Origin of the sequence: Odoribacter sp. N15.MGS-14 (assembly GCF_000980245.1) — a bacterium.
GTDB classification, from domain to species: Bacteria; Bacteroidota; Bacteroidia; order Bacteroidales; family Marinifilaceae; genus Odoribacter; species Odoribacter splanchnicus.
This window is the reverse complement of record NZ_LARE01000118.1, coordinates 1-4,386: the sequence shown is the minus strand read 5'-3', so window position 1 is coordinate 4,386 and position 4,386 is coordinate 1. Positions and strand designations below refer to the sequence as shown.

Below are 4,386 nucleotides of genomic sequence, written 5' to 3'. Positions count from 1 at the left end.
ATAGGAAGTTTGACCGGAGAGACACTTTTCAGATTTTCGTATTCGCTATGTCTGACGAAATTTCCTGTTTCGTCGTAGATAAGCACGTGAAAGGTTTCGACGATATTGCTTAATTCCTCTGCGCTGAGGTTGGCCTGAGCTCCGCTGAAATTCAGTTGTACTCCTCCGTCAGGGACTGTCGTGAGCGTATCTTCCTTTTGACAGGAACAAAAAAGAACACTCCAAAGCAGAACGATGCTATAGGTTATTTTTTTCATATCTTGATTCTTTTTGGGTTATAAAACGCTTACTTCTTCTTCGAGAGTCAACTGCCAATCTTCGGCTCCACTTTTCGTTATGGCTTTTTTCCGGAGCATGAAATTCAATTCGAGTTTTTTATTGGCTTCGATTGCATGCTTACCGGTAAACTCAAACATTCTGATTTTGTTAATTCCATTTTCATCGAGGTAATCGATTTCAATCATTCCTTTTACCACTCCATAGGTTGGAAAAACATAGTACCAGGAATTGTCTGTCCGTATATATTCGTCATAGTATACAGGTTCATCTTCATAATCTCCCAGACAGATACATGCAGGGGAATTTGTAATATGGCAACTAGGATAACCTTGTATATTTAAAGAGTCAAAATTGGTGATATTGATTTTTACTCCACCAACTAACCTTTGAAGCTCAAATTTCTTTTCTCCAGAGACAGGATCTGCTTTCAATACTCCTCCAAACAGGTTTTCAGAGACATTGTCGTGTCTGTTGATTCTGATATAGTTCCGATGAAGCTCCATGTGAAGATCTTTTAATTCTTCAAGAGAACCCGAACAGGCTACCGTGATAAAGGTATGAGGTTCCGGTTCCAAATCCTGGAGGACAATCGGATCTCCCCAAGCCAACTCTTGTTGAAAATAGATCGGTTTGGCCGGAGTCGAACTCTCGGGGAAATAGAATAAGAACAAGGAATCGATTCCCGATTGATAAATAGAATCTGTGCTATACAGGGATAAGGCAAAATTTTTTCCGGTAACGACCGGTTGCTCTTCCTGTGTCTCTGTCGAACAAGAAAAGAGAGAACACAAGATGATAAAAAACAGTAATTTCTTCATGGTCTGTGATTTTGCAAGATTAAACGAACGATTATATTAGCGTAATAACTTGTCAAATCGTATTTATGCGCAAATTTTTGTATAAAATTGACGGCTAGATGTTTAGTTTGTATAAATTTTTCATACATTTGTCTCACATTTTGTATTTTATTTAACCCAAATAATCGTTCTATTTTTTTTGTTACAACTATTATAGCGGTTAGATCTGATTTCTGTAACTGTCGTAACTAAAAAATTCCAGGATTTATTTTTTCTTTCTATTCCGATTCCGGGTTTTGTGCCGTCAGCACTACAAGTCAAAGGAAGGAGAAGGAAAGTTTTATTGAATGAAAGGACAGGCCCCTATCGGAGCAGGAATACCTGAGTTACCTAACCGGATTTTTATAAAACACTGATTTACAAGCAAAATATTAATATGAGGGGTTCAGAAAATATCTGTTTTGTAGGAGTTCATATTTTTAAGGTCGCCGTTCGTTTCCCATGAAGTGCTAGCATCAGTCGAAGGTATTTGTGTTCGGTGACCATTGGAGCTCTGGCGAGTGGTATCTTACTTTTTTCTGAACGCCCTGGTGTCTGACGGAAATGTAACGTAAAGTTTTTTTGCGAAGTGAGGAGTTCCGCCGGTCAGTGAAAGAAAAAGCCAACTGACCGACAGAAGCGACCGGGTCACCGAACACGAACAAGTACAAAATGCCAGGTCTTTCCGGCAAAGCCAGAAAAAGATCAGCGTCCCTTCCGGGCTACGCTAATCCTTCGACGTTTTACCGATCCATTCACGGATACCGTTCTCGTCCATTCGGTTCAATAGCTTTCCCTCTTTCCAGTTCAGGTCGGGATAAGCCTTTTTCAATGCGCCGACACTGTTGGTAATGCCGCTTCCACCCGATGTAGCGAAAGGAATAAGAGTCTTACCTGCCAGGTGATGAGTTTCAATGAACGTATCGATAATACGTGGAGCAAGATTCCACCAGATCGGATAGCCGATAAAAATCACATCATAATCGGCAATATTCTTTTTCGCTTCCTGAATGGCCGGACGCGACTTCGGATCGTTCATCTCTACCGAACTACGCGACCTTTTGTCATTCCAGTCGAGATCGGCATTTGTATACGATTCGACAGGGGTTATCGCATAAAGTTCTCCACCCGTAACCCGGGCTAATTTCTCAGCTGCACGTGCCGTAGTTCCTGTCACCGAGAAATAGGCAACAAGCGGCTTGTTATTCGATTGTTTCATATTTTGTTTTTCTTGGGCATTCGAGGCAGTCGCCATTCCAACGACCACCAATAATACGAATATAAATTTATACATAGAAAGCCGGTTTTTATTTTTGAATTTTATTATATGCTTCATCGTTTACAGGTTCGAGCCACTCGTTAGAAGAGCCTTCTCCCGGAATCTCGAACGCCAGGTGAGCGAACCAACTGTCGGCTGCTGCCCCATGCCAATGTTTCACGTTAGCGGGAATATGGATCACTGTGCCGGGTAAAATTTCTACGGCTGGTTTACCCTCTTCCTGATACCAACCTCGTCCGGCAACACCGATAAGCATCTGTCCGCCTCCCTTTTTCGCGCGGTGGATATGCCAATTGTTCCGGCAACCCGGCTCGAACGTGACATTGGAAATATAAACCTGTTCACGCGATATAGGTGCAAGATAACTATTGCCGGTGAAATACCGGGCATAGGCCGCATTCGGTTCTCCGATGGGAAAGATCATCTCACGTTGGAAAGCAGCTTTCGCATCCTCACCGTTCGTATCTTCGGCCCACACTTCCTTGGCAAGCCGGAACGCAGCCCAAGCTTTCGGCCAACCCGCATAAAAACCGATGTGCGTGATAATCTCTGCAATCTCTGTTCGGGTAATGCCGTTGTTCCGGGCCGATTGCAAATGGAATGTCAGCGAACTGTCCGTTATCCCCTGACTGATGAGTGAAGTGATTGTTACCAAACTACGGTCACGCAAGCCGAGTCTGTCCGTACGACTCCAGACTTCGCCGAAAAGAACGTCGTCATTGAGTTCTGCGAATTTGGGAGCGAATGTTCCCAACTGGTCACGCCCCGCTGTTTGTTTGATTTTTTCCTGTGCCATACCGATTGTTGTTAAAATACTGAATACTAAAAATAAATAGATCTTGTTCATAATGGTATTTATTGGATAAAGTTATGTTTCAAGAATAGTTATCCGACAAGGATTTTCCTTTTCACGAACAGCATACATAGTCAATACACCGGGTTCACAACGCAAGGATATTTCACCGACTTCAGTAGCATATTTCAGATAGGCGTCGAGATATTCCGGCCGAACTTCAATTTTCGACAAGCGCACGATACCGTCCGAAGCCATGGGCAACTTAGCGCACATACCCGGTTCTTTATTGAGTTTCAGGCACTTGCCGATCACTTCTCCTGTAGCCAGGTAAGAATAAGCCGGAAATGTGAACAGAACCGGTTTCAGCCGGGTATAATCCAGTCGGCCGGTACTGTCGAGAACCTCTGGCCTGGCATAAGTATTAGCTACGGAGCAGATAAAATTATCGAAGCCGTCGGTTTCGTAAATATCCACCACCTCACACTCCATCGTTAAAGGGGAAGCATCGATTATAGGTGTACCTTTTTCTCCGATATGGTAATCGAAAACATTCGACTTATCGACCGAAGCACCGCTCACACTGCCTACATAATCGGCCTCAGGCAACATTTCCCGACTGACAAGATTGATCGACAACTTCTTCGACTTCCTGATTCCTTGATCGGTATAATGTTGCTTATTCATACTCACGAGTATACGGTCGTGACCGATAATGCCTGTGTGTCCGACGACAAGCCAGTTTACTTTTCCTTCCACCTGCGCGCCGATAACCGTCATCGGTTTCGGGTAAAGAGCCAAAAGATTCCCGATATTTTTCTTCCCCGTTTCCATCATACCGGAGGGGTTTGTCGTATGCTCTTTCACCCCGCCGTACTACAAGATAGCATAACAGACATAAGCAGTATATTTAAAATTGATTTTCCCATATCGCTTCATACAATAATCCTGATAAATTTTTGTTTTATTCATTTATTTATCGATCTGACTTTCGGTAAAGGGATCGGCACGGTGGCCCATCAGGTCTATTTTAGAATAAGCACGGTCGAACTCCTCCATCTCCCAGGCCGACAAACGAATCGTCCCCGCACCCAGAAAATCATCCAAATGTACCGGATCGGTTGTTCCGGGAATCGGAGCGATCCAGGGTTTACACGAAAGCATCCAAATCAGTGCAAACTGTGCGGGAGTTACTCCTT

The 4,386-nt window shown here is 43.6% G+C and carries 4 protein-coding genes and 2 pseudogenes; all 6 read right to left on the bottom strand.

The window, feature by feature from the left end; translation table 11 throughout:
* Positions 1-257, bottom strand: a pseudogene (locus tag WS34_RS14225) (hypothetical protein); the annotation flags it as partial.
* 18 nt (positions 258-275) lie between these two features.
* On the bottom strand, positions 276-1,097 hold the full coding sequence (locus WS34_RS14220; protein WP_046404300.1) for a hypothetical protein: 822 nt from the start codon (positions 1,095-1,097) through the stop codon (positions 276-278).
* Between the two features lie 745 nt (positions 1,098-1,842).
* Positions 1,843-2,409, bottom strand: coding sequence for a flavodoxin (locus WS34_RS14215; RefSeq protein ID WP_046404458.1), 567 nt, complete (start codon positions 2,407-2,409; stop codon positions 1,843-1,845).
* A 13-nt stretch (positions 2,410-2,422) separates the two neighbouring features.
* A complete protein-coding gene (locus WS34_RS14210) occupies positions 2,423-3,241 on the bottom strand; it encodes a carboxymuconolactone decarboxylase family protein (RefSeq protein WP_022159774.1) in 819 nt (272 codons plus the stop codon).
* A 24-nt stretch (positions 3,242-3,265) separates the two neighbouring features.
* Positions 3,266-4,116, bottom strand: a pseudogene (locus tag WS34_RS14205) (flavin reductase); the annotation flags it as partial.
* A gap of 43 nt (positions 4,117-4,159) precedes the next feature.
* A partial coding sequence (locus tag WS34_RS14200) for an aldo/keto reductase (RefSeq protein ID WP_046405646.1) occupies positions 4,160-4,386 on the bottom strand: 227 nt, incomplete at its 5' end.

Coding starts and splice junctions, on each gene's coding strand:
- WS34_RS14210 (WP_022159774.1), bottom strand. CDS start 3,241: ATGAACAAGATCTATTTATTTTTAGTATTCAGTATTTTAACAACAATC.
- WS34_RS14220 (WP_046404300.1), bottom strand. CDS start 1,097: ATGAAGAAATTACTGTTTTTTATCATCTTGTGTTCTCTCTTTTCTTGT.
- WS34_RS14215 (WP_046404458.1), bottom strand. CDS start 2,409: ATGTATAAATTTATATTCGTATTATTGGTGGTCGTTGGAATGGCGACT.